This window comes from Mucilaginibacter humi, from assembly GCF_013087555.1.
The window spans coordinates 1-18096 of the sequence record NZ_JABFCR010000027.1 but is presented as its reverse complement, the minus strand read 5'-3'; the positions used below and the strand labels follow the sequence as shown (position 1 = coordinate 18096).

Below are 18096 nucleotides of genomic sequence, written 5' to 3'. Positions count from 1 at the left end.
AAGGTTTAGGTTGAATGCCCCTAAGAAGCAAGTTCGAAGGGGCATTTATTTTTTACCGGATTTTTATTTATACAGCTTCATATAACATTTTATAAAGCCAACAAAAAAGCCCCATGCGATTGCATGGGGCCTTTTTGTTATTAAATATTACTACGTATTAATTATTGTTCCTTTTTAACAGTAGTAGTAGTTGTTGTTTTTGTACTTGCAGCTACCGCTGGTCTTTTATATACATGAGTTACCGCACGACGTTTAACCGGGGTGTTAGTATGTACTACATGCGCTGTTGATGTTCTGGTAGCGCTGGTTGTAGTTTGTCTGGTTGTTACAACTGGTTTCGTGGTAGTAGTTGTCGTTACTGTAGTTGCAGGTTTAGCTTCGGTAGCAGGTGCTACCACAACTACCGGCCGTGGTGCCGGCGCTGGTGCAACAACTACATGGGTTTTACCCGTTGCTGCGGTTGCAGCTGCATTGCTTATCGCTTCGGGTGTGCCTTTGCCCTCTACTTTTATTTTGGTTACCTGTCGGCCATGTACGCCAACTTTAACTTTCTTTTTAACTTCAATTTTGTTTTTTGTAGTGTCGCTGTCCTGCGCGTTTACAAATTGGGTAGTTAAACCCATGCCGGCCATTAGGAGTATTAAGCTGATCTTTTTCATAATTATATGTTGTTGAATTAGTGTATCAATTGCAACATGAACATTACAATTTTGTTTCAATTAATACTTACCTACAGTAACAAGCTCTGATTTTTCTTACACGTTTGTGTGCAAGGTCATTATTTATTGAGCTATTATTTTTATACATTTGATTAATGAAGTTTTTGGCGATTTTACAAATTGTGTGCATCCTGTTTTTATCTTCCTATACGGGAAAGGTAAAAGCAATGGCACAACCTGTGAAATTAGACTGCTGTAAAAAGCAAACCAAAGCCTGTAAACGTACACCCGAACCAAAGGATGATTGCGCTGCCGGAAATTGCAGCATGCTTTTAACCTGCGGCATTTGTGGTTTCTTAACCGTTGACCCGGTAAACGTAAAACCGGCTTTAGTTATCAATATTGCATCACCAGTTACGATATATAAAATGGGCAATGTGCCCGGCTATTCCTCATCCGACTGGAAACCGCCGAAAGTTTAATTTAATATCCAATTGTGGCCCTGGGCCTGAGTATTATTATTAAACATTAATTTAAAATATCATGAAAAAGTAATTTTAAGCGCTGCAGCAATATTAATTGCAACCGCATCTGTATTTGCAACACCAAAAGTTCCGGTTAAGAAAGCAAAAGCGGCTTGTACATCATGCGCTAAAGCAAAATGTACCAGCAAAGCAACCTGTCCAACAGTGACAGCCAATTGCATTTGCAAATAATATAGCTATTTAATGCTGAGGCCCTTTACCGTTGGTAAGGGGCTTTTTTGTTTTTAAGCGACTTTTGCTTTTTCCTTTATGAAAGGGTTAATTAACAAACCTATCAATATCACCAAAAGACATCCTATCGGGTTTAACCATAAATAGGCTACAGCCCCGGTCCATCCTAAGAAACAGATAATAGCTTCAGTAATAACAGCGGCAATAAATACGGCTGTGCCCGCAACCCGCTTAACATAAAAAGCTACTACAAACACGCCCAATATCGTCCCATAAATATATGAACCTAACTGGTTAACTGCCTCCAGCAGATTGCCCATTTTACCTGCATATAAAGCCATGCCTACGCATACCATGCCCCAAAAAACTGTAGCCAGGCGCGATGCCAGCAGGTAATTCTTATCAGACGCACCGGGATTAACACTGCGTTTATAAATATCAACCACGGTGGTTGATGCCAAAGAGTTAAGGGCACTTGCTGTTGATCCCATTGAAGCTAAAAAAACGATAGCTATCAGCAGGCCAATTAATCCTTTAGGTAAATAATGCGTAACAAAGTTCAGGAAGACATAGTTGGTATCGTCAGTATCGGCTTTACCATTATTTTTTTCATCAGGCTGATGCTTTCCTTACGGATGTCCTCAGCTGTTGCTTCAGCTTTTTTAAGGTCTGCTTGCGCCTGATCTATTTGGGTTTTATCCTTACTATCAATGGCTGTTATTAACTCATCGGCTTTAGCTTTACGTTGCTCAAAGGCAATAGCATATTTCCCCTCTAAGGCATCGTATTGGCCTGCGTAAGCGCTTTTTTAACCTGCTTAACCTCATACTGGTTAAAAAACATAGGCGGCTTATTAAACTGGTAAAAGGCAAAAACCAGTATGCCAATTAACAGGATACAAAACTGCATCGGGATTTTTATCAACCCGTTCATGATCAAGCCCATCCGGCTCTGCCCTACAGAGCTGCCGGTTAAATAGCGCCCCACTTGGCTTTGATCTGTCCCGAAATAAGATAGCTGCAAAAAGAAACCACCTATTATTCCGCTCCAAATATTGTAACGGCTGCCGGGGTCAAACTTCCAGTCAATAACATTCATCTTGCCCAGTTTGCCGGCCAATTTAACGGCATGTACAAACCCAATATTTTGCGGCAATAGCACTACCACTAATGCCCCTGCTGCAAACATCCCTAAAAAGATAATGCTCATTTGCAGCAGTTGCGTATACGATACCGCTTTGGTACCACCCGCTACCGTATAAAAAGTAACCAACCCGCCAATAAACAGCGTAGTATAAGTTGTATTGATATTAAGTATAGTGGATAATATAATAGCCGGCGCGTAAATAGCTACCCCGGTAGAAAGCCCTCGTTGGATCAGAAAAAGGATAGATGTTAAAGCCCGGGTTTTTAAGTCGAACCGCTGCTCTAAAAATTCGTAAGCGGTATAAACTTTAAGGCGATGGAAGATGGGAACGAAGGTAATACAGAGCACGATCATCGCCAGCGGCAACCCGAAGTAAAACTGTACAAATCGCATCCCATCGCTATAAGCCTGCCCGGGGCCGATAAGAATGTAATGGCGCTGGCCTGCGTAGCCATTACCGAAAAACCAATATGATACCAGGACAGAGACCGACCGCCGACAAGAAACTGGTCGATGTTTTTATTGTTACCGCTTTTCCATAGTCCGTAAACTACTATAAGCAATATGGTAGCACCCAGAACTATCCAGTCGGTTAAGCTCATTTAAGATAAAGGGTAATGAGCCAGAAAATTACAATTAAAAAAACCAGCCATCCGGCAACAATACCGTAAAACTGGTTCCAATTTTTTATAAATGAAGGAAGCTCAGGATCAGGCTTCTTCACTGCTTTTAGCCAATACTTGTACGAAGAAGGCAGTAAATAAAAATCCTAATAGCGCACCTACTATTACCCGGTAAATGCTACCTGTATAATTGCGCCAATAAACGCGCCGCTTAATATGCCAACAAGATAATAGATGTAGTTTAAACTCTCTTTTTCTGTTTTTGGATGGTGACTCATAGTATTTTGTATATAGTACGTGCAAAAGTAATTTATTATATGATGTGTAGCAATAGTATATTGTTAAAAAAGTAACCTGTTTAATTATTTAGACTTACTCAACAAATTCACAAATAGCCTATATGCTCCCGGCACGCCGGCGGGTAGTTCTCTAAAAAAATCTAACGAAGTATAAACAAACCTACCCTTACCAAAATCGCCAACTATTAACGAACCGGGATTTGGAGCTTCGCCGGGGTCATTCATACTGAGGATGGTTTTATAGCGGGGATCTATATTGCTAACAAAGTACAAACCACGTTCCTGTACCCAACCGTCAAAATCAGCCTGGGTTATTTTGTTGGGATAATTTAATACCGGGTGCTGAGGGTCAATAAACGTAACCTTTGCCTCTTCATCAGTTACACGCTGGTTAACAATTTTGAAGGGATACGGACCAATCTGGCTCAACACCAACGGCTGGAACACATTGTATTGCACCACAAAGTTGCCGCCATTTTTAACATACTCCATCAATTTTGGCTGTTCAACAACCAGGCGCGGGTTGGTGTTGTAGGCACGCACACCGGTAACTATGGCATCGTAAACTGATAGGTCGGTATTCATAATATCAGTCTCGGTAAGCTGGTGCACATCATAACCTACCTGCGCTAACGATTCGGCAACCACGTCTCCGGCACCGGCTATGTAGCCAATTTTTTTACCCGCGGTTCTCAGGTCGATATTGATCAGTTTGGCCTCAGCAGGCGGGAATAAGGTTATCGTCGGGATATGATCATAAGCAATTCGTTGAAAGCCCATGCTCCAATCTTTACCACCCGTAGTTACCACAGCCTCCAAAACATTATTACTGGGCTTGCTGTCTACAGGTGCTATAGTGAAGGATTCTGTCCATTCGGTTCCTTTTGGCTTATTGCTAAATTCAATTTTAGTAGGGCTTATTTTCCAACCGGCTATTGGTTTTAAGCTGATGCTGCCGGTTGCGTTGGTAAAGCTTTGCAGTTTTATTTGTACGGTTTGCGGTTGCGTACTGTTAAACACATAATCTTTATTGACAATGTTGGCGGTTACAGGTGGCGCAATGGCAATTGGCTGGTAGATTTCACCTTTGGCCTGGTCGACGTATTTATACATCAGCTTGCGTTCAAAATGCAGCGTGCTGCTCTCAATGATAAAATCAAAGCCTACATAAGGTGAGTTAGGATTTTCAGGATTACCTACACTTTCTGGTCGGCAATATTATAAACGCCTAAGGAATGTGGTGTTTCTAACCAGTAGGGCTGCGTTATTTTATCAACAACCGTCGTACTGGTAAAGATTTGCACTACACCGGCCGGTATAGTTCTTCCACTGGCAAAATGCTGGTCGGTGTGTTGTTCGTCAATACTCCTTACTTTTATTTGATCATTATACCTGCTCAATATCTGTGATGATACTTTTATAGGCTCACCAACTGCATAAGATGACTGATCAGCATAGGCCTCGAACCATAATCCAGCGCACGCCGCAATAATATCTTTTAGTTCTTTCGACTTTTGATCGCGCCAGTAAGTATCATCAACCCCTCAACTTTGGTTAACAGAGCTACCAATGCGGGCACTGATTTATCCGGATGCTCCAGATCGAACCTACTTTTAATACCAGCGAGTTCTGTGGCTATTGCTGCTCCTCCTTTTACCCTGCTCCGGTAGTATTAACCCCATCCATCAAATCATTAACAGGTGCATCACCCGGGATGGTCTTAAAATATTCGAAAGAGCTGCCACGTTGCTTAGCCGAGCCAAACCCCTGCGTTTTATGGTTCGAGCGGCTATCGGCAGCTATTTCGCCGTAGCCTTTGCCTAATATGGGGTTGTAAACGCCCACGTCAATTTTAAACTGGTTTGGGGCGGTAGTGTTAGTGCTGCCAAAGTTAAAGGTGTTCCATAACAAGCGTTTTACCTGCCAGGTTTGCACGTATCTTAACTGTTCGGGAAAACGCTTCGGGTCAGCAGCTGCTTTAAAAGCTTCTTCGGCTATTATAGCTGATGAGGTATGATGCCCGTGGCCGCCCTCGCCGGTTGTAGGGAAACGGCAGATAATCACATCGGGCCTGAACTTACGGATAACCCAAACGGCATCGCCCAACACTTTTTCATGATCCCAGATCCGCAAGGTTTCCTCCGGACCCTTTGAGAAACCAAAGTCGTTAGCGCGGCTAAAAAACTGCTCGGCGCCATCTACCCTTCTTGCGGCTAAAAGCTCCCGGGTGCGTACTAATCCTAATAATTCGCCTTGCTCGGTGCCTATCAGGTTCTGACCGCCGTCGCCGCGGGTTAGCGCAAGGTAGCCGGTGCGGTAATGTTTCTCCTGCGCGAGGTAAGCCAGCAGCCGGGTGTTTTCATCGTCAGGATGCGCGGCCATGTATAGCACGCTGCCCAGTACGTTTAATTTTTTAAAGCTTTGTTGTATAGTTGCCAGATCGGCCGGTGGTGCGGTTTGTGCAAACGCGGCACTGCAGAGCAATAAAAATATGGCAAATAGTTGGGAACGCTTCATAGCCAAATATATAAAAGAAAAATTAGTCTGTAGCGGCGCGAAAGTCATGGCTTCGTACTGATTTATTTTCACACCAGCTTAACAACTTATACCGGTAGTAAAAAACACTGTTTTTCCGGTATCAGGCGCTTTACCGGTAGTAAAAAAAGGCGTTTTTCAGGTATAGGGCCTGATACCGGTAGTAATTTTTGCCATTTTTCGGGTATAAGGGGTGATGCCGGTAGTAACATTTTTAATTAACTAACTGTAATTTAAATACTTACTTAAATTTCAAAGAACTTAATGTGTTTTGGCAATAATTATATGCCTTGTATATTGTAGCGGATTACCGCGGGAAAGGTGTTTGAGGGACCCGGCAAAATACGAAGAAATGATGGGGTTAATGGTGGCGGCATTTTGTCAGTGCTATTGTTTGTCGGGTGAGTTGAAGGCGTCGTAGCGCTCAATTGCCGCGGAAAGGCTTTGTTCTTTTTCCTTGATGAAAAAGAACCAAAAAATCAAGTCATCCGGGAGGCTTCTCTGCCGCACGGGCCTTATGCCCTGCAAATCAGCTAAAACCCAAGGCCCGGTCCTTTTGCCGCCGGTTGTCGCGCAAGGCTACCCCTTCAGGCAAAATTACCAATGCCTTTGCAGCCGCACCACCCTACTTGTTTTACCTGATTTTGCCCGAAGCTGCCCGTATGACAGTTTTAGGACAGAACCAACATCTTCTTATTAATGAGTATTAAAAAAAAAAGCGCGCAAAGGCCTGTCAGCACGCCGGGCCGGGAGTATGGCCTTGCGGGTGGAAGCGATCGGGCTGACTTGATTTTTTTGGTTACTTTTTGTATCAAGACAAAAAGTAACTGGCCCCCGCGGCCAAAGAGCGGGGCAAGCTAAGCGCGCAATGGCCATGAAGCAACAGGCTAAAAATCTTCGAGGTGAGGAGCAAACCTACCCCAATATCTCCTTAATATCATCCGCAGAAAGTGACTTGATAAAGCTTTCCTCAGTTGTAATCAACGCGCGCGACATGCTGAGCTTGCGTTGCTGCAGGGCAAGGATCTTTTCTTCTACGGTGTCCTTAGTAATGAACTTGTAGATGAACACATTCTTGGTTTGGCCGATGCGGTGCGTACGGTCGATAGCCTGTTGTTCTACCGCCGGGTTCCACCATGGGTCGAGGATGAAAACATAGTCGGCCTCGGTTAGGTTTAGGCCTACCCCGCCCGCTTTTATAGAGATGAGGAACACGCGGGTACTTTTATCTTCCTCGGAACTGTTTTACCACATCGCCCCGGTTTTGGGTTGCGCCATCAAGGTATACATAAGGAATATGCTGCTCATCAAAATAGCGACGGTAAATAGCAAGTTGCTTCACAAATTGCGAGAATATCAACACCTTATGGCCACCATCCAACACAGTATTCAAAGTATGGGTAACATTCTCAAACTTGCCCGAATCGCCCTCATAATCCTGATCTATCATGTAAGGGTGATTGGCTATCTGGCGCAATTTAGTCAAGCCCTGCAACACCGGATCTGTGTTTTGGCGAAGGTGCCATCCTCCAAACTTTTTAATAGCTCGTTACGATACTCAGATTTTACTTCTTCATAAACTGATGCCTGTTCTTCGCTCATCTGGCAGTAGAAGAGGTTCTCGGTTTTTGGCGGCAACTCGGTAGCTACCTGCTCCTTGGTGCGGCGCAATACAAAAGGTTTTATAAGAGCCTGCAGCTTACGGGCTTTTTCTTCGTCCTTTTTCTTTTCTATCGGCGTTACAAATTCATTGATAAAATATTGCTGTGTGCCTAACAAGCCGGGGTTAATGAACGACATCTGCGTCCAGAGGTCGTTAACCGAATTTTCAACCGGTGTACCGCTCAATATCAGCTTAAACTTTGATTTTAATTGTTTAACCGAGTGGAACGATTTTGATGCCGGGTTTTTGATGTTCTGGCTCTCGTCTAATATCACGTAATCAAAAAAGTAGGCCTTAAACATTTCTATATCTATCCGGCTGATGCCGTAGGTAGTGATCACCACATCATAATTGGCAAACACCTCGGGCGATTTATAGCGGAACGTGCCGGTATGCACCATGAGCCTTAACTGCGGTGCAAACTTTTTGGCTTCATTAAGCCAGTTGTATATCAGCGAGGTTGGCATAATAACCAGCGAAGTGCTTTTACCACCCGCAGCCTCGGTATCTTCTTTATGTTTTTGCAGCAAGGCAAGGGTTTGGATGGTTTTACCCAAACCCATATCATCGGCCAAACACCCGCCAAAATGGAAGTTCTTTAAAAAGTGGAACCAGTTATAGCCTGCCTGTTGATAGGGCCTTAAACTACCTGAAAAGTTATCAGGCATGGGCACTTCGCCCAGTTCGTCAAAGTCCATCAGCTTTTGCAGCTTGCGGCTCATGGTTACTTCGGCCATTTCGCCGGCGAGGTCGTTAACCAAACCTAAATGATGACGGCGTAGTTTGATCTGTTCGCCGCCCTCGCTAAAATGCAGCAGGTTACCGTATTGCGAGAACCATTGCTCAGGGATAACCGCTATCTCGCCGGATGGCAGTGTAAATTCTTTTTTATGGTTGAGGATATGATTTTTAAGCTGGATAAACGGGATGCGGTACGTCCCAAAATAAACAAAGGCGTTGATATCAAACCAGTCGTTATCCTCGGTAACTTCCGTGGTCTATTTTGCTATTGCCAAAAACATACCGCTTTTGTCCTTCGGGCTGCTCAATTTCAAAGCCTTGCTCTATTAACGCGTCGTGGTGCTGGTTCAGCCATTCAAATATGGAATGTGACTGGTTGGTATCGTCCTCATTATGCACTACCTCCGTGTTTTGAAACAATGATGAAACTGTTTTCAATCCTAACTCCTCTAACTGGGTCAGCTTGTTTTTCTCCCGGTTACGGATCGTTTAATGCGATGGAAAGTATAATCGTCGCCATGCACCTCCATCCGCACCGAGATATGCCTGCCATCCCCGTAAGGGAAAATATAACCGGCATATTTAAAATATAGTTGCAGCTGCGATGTGCCACCTTCAATATAAATAGGTTTTAACATGGGGATGGCCTCATGCTTTTCGGTATCAATAGTAAAGCCTTCGGCATAAACATTATGCTTCTCTATGAGCGGTGCCACAAATTTTTCGAAGTATGATTTCTCTGACGACCGGGGCACCGCTATATAGCGCTTGTTTAAAAACGGCAACAGCTTTTTACCCTCAATCTCTTTATCAAAATGGTAAAGGGTATCGTCCATCAGCATCCGGCGGGGTGGTTGCAAATGATCTCGGCATTTTTGAACATAAACTCTATCCGCATCCCTTTATATTTTAACGTTGGGAAATAACGGATCTCTTCCGCGTCGCGACGGAAATGGAACAGCACCGAAGTTACTTCATCGGCGATCTTTAGTTTCTTCTCGGCAGGATACCCCTCTTTGCTCATCTGGTAGATCTGCTTATCGGCCAGTAAATTCAATGCATCGGCCATGCGCTTTTCCATTTTGGGGCGGATGGTTTCGAATAATGTATCATTAAAGATCTTGGCAAAAAACTCCGACGGGCGGATAGGCTTTTTATAGAATTTTTTGATGACGTTACCCTGCTCAATCTCTTCTAAAAGCTTGATCAGTTTGACATCAACATCGTCAATACAGTGGCTAAACTCGGTAGCGGTATTTGAAAATAAACGTTGGTGGGTAAGCGAAAACTCGCCATTTGGGTTAAGCTGAACAACGTGCGGTTCAATTACATAGCCCAGATATTCATGCTTAGCGATAGCATAAATAATTTGGCAGGGTTTTGAACTGTCGACACGTAACATAGGTAGCTTTAAATAAAAAATTATTAAAAGCTACATCAACAAAAAATTCAAACGTAAACAGAATTTGCAGTAAGAAAAAATGTTTGGCGTTAAATAATTATTAACAGTGTGGATAAGGTTGGTCCACTGATTTATTAGTTATTGGTGATAAAGGTTTTAATTACACCATATTTGTATTATTTTGGGACATTAATCCTGAACCATGAAAAAGATATTTCTCCCTTTAATTTTAGTGTTTTTTGCCGCAACGGTTTTTAGCCAGAAAGTGGTGTCTGTTAAAACTAAAGACCCGGCAATACTACTTTCTTCGGTTGAGGCACTTAAAACAGCCAGTGATGATAATATTGCTATTAAGGTATATAAGATCGCCAATGTATCGGGCAGTGCACACGTGCTTGGAACAGATGAGGTAAGTCATCGTTTTTTAATTTCTGTTTCATCAATTGATGACGCGCCCGAAGTACATTTATATAATGTAGGTGATTTTTACGCACCAAAAATATTGGGACTAACTAAAGTGAGTAAAGGAGTGTTTAAACTGTCAATTGAATATGATGCACCAAGACGTAAATGGGCCGAGATAAATATCACGTTAAAAAACGTTACGCTTATAAATAGAAATAAGAGGTAAATTGAATAGTGTTCCCTCAGGGTCTCTCACAGAGGACACTGAGGGAACTAAAAAACTAACAATCAAACTAATTTTGAAAATTTTAAAAGCAGTAATTGCTATAGTTTGTGTTTTATATGCGATAGGCTGTACCCGCGTACCGACACACCTAGTAATATTACCTTTAAGGGTTATCGATACTGTAATCAGTCAAAATTTTAACGGTAAAATCTACACTGATAAACTTAGCAACTATAAAATAGTAGACTATGAGGACAATCCGCAAACCCTTAAACTTTTAGAGGCTTTTGTCAAAAAACCGCAGATACAAAAAAAGGGAAAATACGCAACCTACACAATGTCATTTTTTGAGGCTACTGACGACACCGATACCATAATGCTGAAGGATCACCCCAGTAGATTTTATAACTTGGAGAATTTGCTATACGAATATACCGGGTTTAAAGGCAGGTTTATGGGAAGAATTAAATACAAAAACGGGGAAAGAATAGAACCGAAGAGCAAGGTTACTATTAAAGATATACCGTTGACACCAAGTCCCCAATAATTATTTATATATCTGCACCTCTCCCTCAAAAACCAACTTAGCAGGGCCTTCTAAAAAGATTTTGGTAAAGCTTATACCATCATAATTAAAGCGGATATTCAGATCGCCACCTAAAACTTTTATGGGTGTTTCGATACTGCCGGTTTGGTTATTGTGTTTAGCCATTGCTAAAGCTACTGCGGTTACGCCGGTACCGCAGGCGTAAGTTTCGTCTTCTACCCCGCGCTCAAATGTGCGCACGAAATAACCGTTGGCCTTTGGTTCAACAAAATTTACGTTGATACCGTTGGCTTTGTAGGTTTCGTTATTGCGGATAGCGTGGCCATCTGCATAAACATTTTTATTGGCGAGGTCATGCGCCGGGGTTACGTAATGCGGCGAGCCTGTGTTTAACACATAAGCATCCGCATTTTTGGTAATGGTGTCCACATCAATCATTTGCAGGCTCACCCAGTCGCCGGTTTCTGAAATTTTGGCATGATGCGGACCATCTACTGCCAAAAAATCTGTCTCGGAGTCAATGATCCCCGGGAATTTTGCAAAAGCTACAATACAGCGCCCGCCATTGCCGCACATACTGCTTGGCTGGCCGTCGGCATTATAATATACCATCTCAAAATCATACCCCTCTTTGTTTTGCAGGAACATGATACCATCGCCGCCAATACCAAAACGGCGGTCGCACAAGCCTGCTATCAGCTCCACATTGTGGTGATTTACAGCAATTTCGCGGTTATCAACCAAAATAAAATCGTTGCCCGCGCCCCGGTATTTATAGAAATGTAGTTTCACTGTATGTATTTAATAGTAACTTTTAAGTCAAAAACAACCGCCAATAACAAAGCAATAGCCTTTGCGTTAATTTTAACATTTTTTAACAAAAAACCGTATAACTTATTATTGCATATACCGTCTATATGGTATTAAATTTGAACTACAAAAATAACGATTAGTAAACAATATAAATAAGGATATAAGATGAAAAGAATTGGTTTAACATTATTAACAGCTTTTGTGGGTGGCGCTATGGCGCTGGGCACCTACAAGTTAGTTGAAAAGAAGTATGCTGATAATATGAGCTTTGACGAAAAGCAGCAAGTTTATTTTGCTAATAACAAAATGTCGCCGGCCATTACATCATCAGCAGGTGAGGTTGATTTTACGCAGGCAGCTGCAGCGGTAACACCGGCTGTGGTTTATATCCGTACAACTTATACCAATACTGCACAAAACTCACAGGAAGACGCTATGCAACGTATGTTTGGCGATATGTTTGGCCAGCGTATGCCGCGCCAAAACACACCGCAAATGGCGTCAGGATCTGGAGTTATAATTTCGCCTGATGGTTACATTGTTACCAATAACCACGTGGTAGCTAAAGCCGACAAAATTGATATTACGTTAAATGACCATCGCCAGTTTAAAGCAAAAGTAATAGGTACAGACCCTAACACCGATTTAGCTTTAATTAAAATTGACGGTACCAACCTGCCTATTGTAAAGTTAGGTAACTCGGACGATGCAAGAGTAGGCGAATGGGTACTGGCAGTTGGTAACCCTTTTAACTTAACGTCAACCGTTACAGCAGGTATCATTAGCGCTAAGGGCCGCGGTATGGGTATTATAGGTTCTGAAGATAACCGGGATGAAGACGACGCTAACCCATTTGGGGGCCGTATGCGCAGGCAACAACCAGCTGCTCCGCGTAAGGGGATCGAATCGTTTATACAAACAGATGCCGCCATTAACCCCGGTAACAGCGGTGGTGCGTTGGTTAACACCAAAGGCGAATTGATCGCTATCAATTCAGCTATTATGTCGCACACCGGCTCGTACGAAGGTTATGGTTTTGCCATCCCTATTAACCTTGCTAAAAAGGTATTGAATGATATCCAGAAATATGGCGCGGTTAAACGCGGCTATGTAGGCGTTAACTTCCGTGAGTTAAACCCTGACGCAGCCGAGAATCTGCATATTAAAACTACAGTAGGTTTATATGTTAATGATATTGTTGAAGGTAGCGGTGCAGAGCAAGCCGGTATAAAAAAGGTGATATCATTAGCAAAGTTGAAGGCCAGCCTGTGTATGAGTCGTCTGATTTACAAGAGCGCGTAGGACGTTTACAGCCGGGTGATAAGATCCACTTAACTGTGTTGCGTGATGGTGCCGAGAAAAACTTTACCGTAACGCTTAAAGCAGATGCACCAACAGCGACGCGTTCTGCAACAGTAACAAAATCAGCTTCCGAATTGTACAATAAATTAGGCGCCAGCTTTGTGCCGCTTACTCCTGCACAAAAGCTAAGTTCCATGTAAGCAGCGGCGTGTTGGTTACCCGTACGCAGCGGCGGCATGTTTGAGAATTTTGAGGTTCCGGTAGGTTCGGTTGTTACTAAGGTAAACCAACAACCTGTAAACAGCATTGCCGATATTGATAAGGCAATAACCAACCTTAAAAATGGTACTGTTACTATAACCGGATACTACCCGGACGGTGGTACCTTTAGTAACAGTTTTATGGTAGCCCAGTAATGATTAATAATAAATAATGAAGAAGCCCGGCCAAAAGCCGGGTTTTTTTGTGGCCTCACCCCAACCCCTCTCCAAAGGAGAGGGGCTTTTTTATTACCTTTGCCCCATGATCGATATTGTATTAAATAAGGGTAAAGAGAAAGCAGTGCTGCATCGCCATCCGTGGGTATTTTCGGGGGCGATAGCACATGTAAAGGGTAAACCTACCAATGGGGATATTGTACGCCCTGGTGAATGCCAAAGGCGATTTTATGGCTTATGGTTTTTATAACGATCAGAGCCGCGTGGCAGTGAGGTTGCTGGAATGGGATGAAGCGGTTAACGTTGATGAGCAATGGTTCCGCGATAAAGTAGCAATTGCAGTGGCAGCAAGAAGTGAATTATTAAGTACCGGTGACACCAATACCTGCCGTTTGATATTTAGCGAATCGGACTATTTACCCGGATTAATAGTTGATAAATATGCCGATCATTTAGCGGTACAGGTGCTTACATCGGGTATCGAAAAATGATGCCGGTGATTATTGACGAATTGAAACGCCTGTTAAACCCTAAAAGTGTTTTTGACAAGAGCGATGCCGCATCGCGCCAGCACGAGGGCATGGAAACCGAGAATGTGGTTTTGTTTGGCGATAACCCACCCGACTCGGTAGAGGTAAAAGAGAACAATATCCTGTATAACATCAATATCGCCGAAGGCCAGAAATCAGGCTTTTACTGCGACCAGCGCGATAACCGCAAAATTGTGGCTGGCTACGCCAAAGGCAAGACCGTGCTTGATTGCTTTAGCTATACCGGCGGCTTTACGCTAAATGCCTTGCATACTGGCGCAGCCTATGTTACCAGCGTAGATAGCTCCGCCCCGGCGATAGAAACTTTAAAACAAAACATCAAACTAAATAAACTGGATGCTAAAAAGCATACCGCTATACAGTCAGACGTAAACAAGCAACTGCGGGTTTTTAAAGATGAGGGTACCACATTTGATATCATTGTGCTTGATCCGCCTAAATATGCCCCGTCCCGCTCGGCTTTAGATAGAGCCTCAAGAGCGTATAAAGATCTTAACAGGTTAGCAATGTTGTTATTGAATAAAGGAGGCCTCCCGGCCACTTATTCGTGCTCTGGGGCCATGAATATGGAGACATTTAAGCAGGTACTGGCCTCGGGCAGCTTTAGACGCGGGTAAGCAGGTGCAATTTATTTACCAGTTTTGCCAGCCCGAAGATCACCCGGTGCGGTCCTCCTTCGCTGAAGGTGAGTACTTGAAAGGGTTGTTATGCAGGGTGTTTTAAGAAAAGAGAATCAAGAGTTAAGATTCAAGAATAAAGAGAGAATCGACTTAAATAAAATGGCCGTTGTAATAACAACGGCCATTTTGTCTTGAATCTTGATTCTTACTTCTTGACTCTTTTAATCAAACTTCACATTACTGTATGTTGATTTTATGGTGATTACTTTATCAGCGTTACCTTTACCTACGTGGCCCTTGTAATTTTTGGTTGAGGTGTAGCCACGTTCGTTATCAGGGGTTTTGCTGGTTACGTTAGTTGCGCTGTCATACAAGAAATCGCCATAGTGTACCGTCACGTCAAAATCGGCATTCGCATCGTTTAACGATCCTAATTTCACCGGGGCGTATGATGAGTTGATAGATAAAGCTTTCAGGTTTTTGCCCACATCGCCAATCTCTAAACCACCGCCGTAACGTACCACAAATGTACCCGACGAACCCAACTTCCCAATTTTTGCAGGGCTGTAGCTAATGTTTGCGTTAAGGTTATCGGCCTGGTCTAACTGCAAGCTGCCGTAAGAAACATTCAGGTCGCTATTTGAAAGGCTTTCAATATTTGCGCTGCCATATCTAACCTCAATCATATTATCGCTGTTTGTTAAAGCTTTGGCAACAAGGCCACCGTATGAATTTTTGATATTTAATTTCCCGCTCAAGTCAGGCAAAATAATACCACCGTACCTGTTGTTGATAGTCAGCGGGTTTTTAGCCGGCATATAAACAACATAATTAATAATTACCTTACGTACTTTAGTTATTTTACCATTCTCAGAGCTGGTGCCCCACCACGAATTCTTTTCGCGATCAATAGCAGTAGTAAAGCTAACCGTGTTGCCATCTTTGCCACTGTTAATTGTGGTTTGATCAAGTAATTTTTGCGCTTCAGTATCATCAATAGCGTAGCTTTTAATGTCTACATCAACTTTTACCTCGTTTTTGGCCCGGTATTTATGGTTACCTTACCGTAGCTATTGTCAATCTTCAACGCGTCATTCGCATCAACATTATAGCTTTTTGTAAAGGTTTTGGTTTTCTCTTTGATCTCACCGTTTGCCACTTGTTTGGCAAGATTACTATCCATGTTATCAAAATTGAAGCGCGTATTGTTAGCAAACGTCCTGCTAAAGCTACGGCGCATAGACGAATCTAACTTTATGCTCATCGTTTTGCGCAACGCAGCCATTCTCTCCCTGGCTGACAACAGACACCCTTTTACTTTCATCGCGTGCAAGCTCAGACATTTCTTTGCTTAAGGCGCGCATTTTTTCCCCTGGAGCTTACGCATTTTGGTTCGGTAGGCAGTGTCCTGCGAGTTGCCGTAGCCAAAGGCGGTGTAAGGCGCATAAGCTGGTTGCGACGTAACATATACACGTGAATCAGGCGGAAGTGGTGCTACCGGTGCCACGGGCGCCACAGGGACTACAGGTGGCGCAGGTGTTTCTTGTGCAGTAGCAGTGTTAAAGGCCCCGTGCTCATAACAGCCACTAAGGCGATACTATATATTTTTGCTTTCATTTTTTTGATTTTTAAATTCATTAAATTGTTCAATTACATTTAGTTGCTGATTTAGCACCTCTGTTTGCACCTGCAAGTTCCGGATCATTGCGCGCAATACAGCTTCCTGGTTAGGGCTGGTAGCCAAATCTTTATTTAATTTTTTATAGGTCGAATCCATTTTTGCCAACTCGGCCGTAAACTCTTTGTACAGTTGCGGGTCGGTTTTGGCAATGCTTTTAAGCTCGGTACGCTGTGTGGCAATTACTGATGCATAATGTACCTGTTGCTTAGCATACTCGGGGTTAATGGCTGCCAGGCTAACTGTAGCTGGTTTTTGCTTAGCCAGGTAAGTGATAAAACAGGTACCCATCGCTAAAATTACTAATGCGGCCACTCTTAAAACAAACCCCAACGAAAACGTTTTACCCTCTTTTTTTTCGTCCCTGAAATGTTGGGGCAGTTCTGTTTCTATCTTGCTCCACAGATCGGCCCTTGGTTCAAGTTCGTCAAAATGTTGTTTGTTGTTAATTATAAAATCCTCTAATCGCTTACTCATTGTACTATTCCTCTTCTTAATAAAATCTCGCTCAGCTTTCTTTTAGCTCTTAAAAATTGTGTTCTTGATGTGTTTTCTGTTATTCCTAATATTTGTCCTATTTCTTCATGGTCGTAACCCTCTATCAGGTATAATGATATTACCTGTTTATAGCCATCGGGCAATTCTTCCATCGCCTTTTTTACCAGGCTTACTTTGTATTGCACTTCTTCATCGTCATCCTCCTCCTCGTCAATTATATTATCTACATCTTCTCCCAGTTCTACCAACTCCATTTTACGTTTGCGCAACAGGTTTATAGAGCGGCTCACTACTATCTGCTTTAGCCATAAACCAAAAGTGGTTTCCTGCCTAAAGTCGTGTATGCGTTTAAAAGCATCTAAAAAAGCTTCCTGTAAAACGTCCTCGGCTTCGCCCACGTTACCCACTATCCTAAAGGCCACGTTTAACATGGCTTTAGCATATAGTTTGTATAACTCATAACAGGCCTTTTTACTGCCTTGCTTACATTCAACTACCAAGTTGTAATGCTTGTCTATGAATAAGGTGGTCTCCAAGTTTTTCTTTAAAGCTTTCGGGTTATATGACAACGGTAATTTTTAAACGTTGCATGATCATGAAATAATTATGAAAATAAGTTGAAGATAGCGATTATAGGTATAGTGATTAGAGGTTAGTTAATTAGAGATTAGTTTTTTTGTTTGATGGTTATAGATTAAAGGTTGGCTTAGCAAATAATCAGATTAAGTGACGGGCCTAATCTCAAATCACCAATTAACTAATCTCTGATAATGGCGTTGCCTGCGGCCCGTGCTCTCCGCTCATACGCCACGTGGCCTTAGGCGCAGGCCGGTATCCGCTTCGATCACTAACGCGGAAACTCACTAATCTTTAAAAACTCATCAATAGCCGCTACCGCATTTTCATATCTATCTTGCCCGGTACCGCTTATCAGCATATAATTGGCGTTTAAAGCATTTAGTTCTTTGTGCCATACCTCCATAAAATGTTCGCGCATGTGGGGGAAATCGCGCAGGGGGTCATCCTGCCGGGGCAGGTCTATATTTAAAAGCAGGTAAAAGTCGTAGGGGTGTTTGGGTAACGCATCCAGTACTTCCTGTGGCGACTTGCCAAACATTTCATCGCTCCAGATTTTGACAGTAATAAAGGTAGTGTCGCAGATCAGTATTTCATTAGCCTGTGGCAGCAGCTCCTTTTCCAAAGCAATCTGCCCGTGAAACATATTAATCTCGTCT

The 18096-nt window shown here is 42.9% G+C and carries 19 protein-coding genes and 3 pseudogenes; 7 read left to right on the top strand and 15 right to left on the bottom strand.

Translation table 11 applies throughout. The features are described 5' to 3' along the window. Window positions 1-161 precede the first annotated feature (161 nt). Complete coding sequence (locus HK413_RS07195; RefSeq protein WP_217452133.1) at window positions 162-659, bottom strand: hypothetical protein; 498 nt, start codon at window positions 657-659, stop codon at window positions 162-164. 239 nt (window positions 660-898) lie between these two features. On the opposite strand from HK413_RS07195, the gene HK413_RS07190 reads away from it, so the two are divergent. Continuing rightward, window positions 899-1141: a hypothetical protein gene (locus tag HK413_RS07190; RefSeq protein WP_175269692.1), complete on the top strand. Its 243-nt coding sequence runs from the start codon at window positions 899-901 to the stop codon at window positions 1139-1141. A 59-nt stretch (window positions 1142-1200) separates the two neighbouring features. Here HK413_RS07190 and HK413_RS07185 read toward each other — a convergent pair whose 3' ends face one another. From HK413_RS07185 to HK413_RS07155, 8 genes and pseudogenes are all read right to left on the bottom strand, one after another. Beyond that, entirely contained in the window at window positions 1201-1365 is a 165-nt protein-coding gene (locus HK413_RS07185; protein WP_175269691.1) for a hypothetical protein, read from the bottom strand. Between the two features lie 63 nt (window positions 1366-1428). After that, window positions 1429-1950: pseudogene (locus HK413_RS22075) on the bottom strand (sodium:solute symporter family transporter); the annotation flags it as partial. A 199-nt stretch (window positions 1951-2149) separates the two neighbouring features. After that, a complete protein-coding gene (locus HK413_RS22070) occupies window positions 2150-2914 on the bottom strand; it encodes a sodium:solute symporter family transporter (protein ID WP_394353142.1) in 765 nt (254 codons plus the stop codon). Beyond that, window positions 2872-3123 (bottom strand): hypothetical protein, encoded by a 252-nt coding sequence (locus tag HK413_RS22065; RefSeq protein WP_394353141.1) that lies wholly within the window; start codon window positions 3121-3123, stop codon window positions 2872-2874. The genes HK413_RS22070 and HK413_RS22065 overlap by 43 nt, the downstream gene beginning before the upstream one ends. Before the next feature lie 383 nt (window positions 3124-3506). Beyond that, entirely contained in the window at window positions 3507-4556 is a 1050-nt protein-coding gene (locus HK413_RS07170) for a hypothetical protein (protein WP_175269690.1), read from the bottom strand. Window positions 4557-4639: 83 nt separating this feature from the next. Beyond that, window positions 4640-4843, bottom strand: coding sequence for a hypothetical protein (locus HK413_RS07165; protein WP_175269689.1), 204 nt, complete (start codon window positions 4841-4843; stop codon window positions 4640-4642). A 253-nt stretch (window positions 4844-5096) separates the two neighbouring features. After that, entirely contained in the window at window positions 5097-6032 is a 936-nt protein-coding gene (locus HK413_RS07160; protein WP_317169367.1) for a PIG-L family deacetylase, read from the bottom strand. 861 nt (window positions 6033-6893) lie between these two features. Continuing rightward, window positions 6894-9784: pseudogene (locus HK413_RS07155) on the bottom strand (DEAD/DEAH box helicase). Window positions 9785-9986: 202 nt separating this feature from the next. Here HK413_RS07155 and HK413_RS07150 point away from each other — a divergent pair. Both HK413_RS07150 and HK413_RS07145 read left to right on the top strand, forming a co-directional pair. Further along, on the top strand, window positions 9987-10415 hold the full coding sequence (locus tag HK413_RS07150; protein ID WP_175269688.1) for a hypothetical protein: 429 nt from the start codon (window positions 9987-9989) through the stop codon (window positions 10413-10415). A 1-nt stretch (window position 10416) separates the two neighbouring features. Then, entirely contained in the window at window positions 10417-10962 is a 546-nt protein-coding gene (locus tag HK413_RS07145) for a hypothetical protein (protein WP_175269687.1), read from the top strand. On the opposite strand, the gene dapF is transcribed toward HK413_RS07145, so the two are convergent. Continuing rightward, window positions 10963-11754 carry a diaminopimelate epimerase gene (gene dapF / locus HK413_RS07140; RefSeq protein ID WP_175269686.1) on the bottom strand — a complete coding sequence of 264 codons (792 nt, stop codon included), beginning with the start codon at window positions 11752-11754 and terminating at the stop codon, window positions 10963-10965. A 186-nt stretch (window positions 11755-11940) separates the two neighbouring features. Between dapF and HK413_RS07135 the strand changes: the two genes are divergently transcribed. The 4 genes and pseudogenes from HK413_RS07135 to HK413_RS07130 all read left to right on the top strand — a co-directional run bounded on the left by HK413_RS07135 (window position 11941) and on the right by HK413_RS07130 (window position 14788). Continuing rightward, window positions 11941-13077 carry a S1C family serine protease gene (locus tag HK413_RS07135; RefSeq protein ID WP_317169366.1) on the top strand — a complete coding sequence of 379 codons (1137 nt, stop codon included), beginning with the start codon at window positions 11941-11943 and terminating at the stop codon, window positions 13075-13077. Further along, window positions 13044-13277 (top strand): hypothetical protein, encoded by a 234-nt coding sequence (locus HK413_RS20935; protein WP_317169365.1) that lies wholly within the window; start codon window positions 13044-13046, stop codon window positions 13275-13277. Before HK413_RS07135 ends, HK413_RS20935 begins: the two co-directional genes overlap by 34 nt. Window positions 13278-13313: 36 nt before the next feature. Further along, window positions 13314-13493, top strand: coding sequence for a hypothetical protein (locus HK413_RS20930; protein WP_317169364.1), 180 nt, complete (start codon window positions 13314-13316; stop codon window positions 13491-13493). Window positions 13494-13599: 106 nt separating this feature from the next. After that, window positions 13600-14788 (top strand): annotated as a pseudogene (locus HK413_RS07130) (class I SAM-dependent rRNA methyltransferase). Between the two features lie 118 nt (window positions 14789-14906). Here the strand turns inward: HK413_RS07130 and HK413_RS07125 are convergent. The 5 genes from HK413_RS07125 to HK413_RS07105 all read right to left on the bottom strand — a co-directional run. After that, entirely contained in the window at window positions 14907-15503 is a 597-nt protein-coding gene (locus HK413_RS07125) for a hypothetical protein (protein ID WP_175269685.1), read from the bottom strand. 209 nt (window positions 15504-15712) lie between these two features. Beyond that, a complete protein-coding gene (locus HK413_RS07120) occupies window positions 15713-15970 on the bottom strand; it encodes a hypothetical protein (RefSeq protein ID WP_217452132.1) in 258 nt (85 codons plus the stop codon). 312 nt (window positions 15971-16282) lie between these two features. Further along, a complete protein-coding gene (locus HK413_RS07115; protein ID WP_175269683.1) occupies window positions 16283-16840 on the bottom strand; it encodes a hypothetical protein in 558 nt (185 codons plus the stop codon). Next, window positions 16837-17430 (bottom strand): RNA polymerase sigma factor, encoded by a 594-nt coding sequence (locus HK413_RS07110; RefSeq protein WP_246229978.1) that lies wholly within the window; start codon window positions 17428-17430, stop codon window positions 16837-16839. The genes HK413_RS07115 and HK413_RS07110 overlap by 4 nt, the downstream gene beginning before the upstream one ends. Before the next feature lie 278 nt (window positions 17431-17708). Then, window positions 17709-18096, bottom strand: a 388-nt coding sequence (locus HK413_RS07105) for an AAA family ATPase (protein WP_175269682.1), incomplete at its 5' end; no start/stop codon positions are given.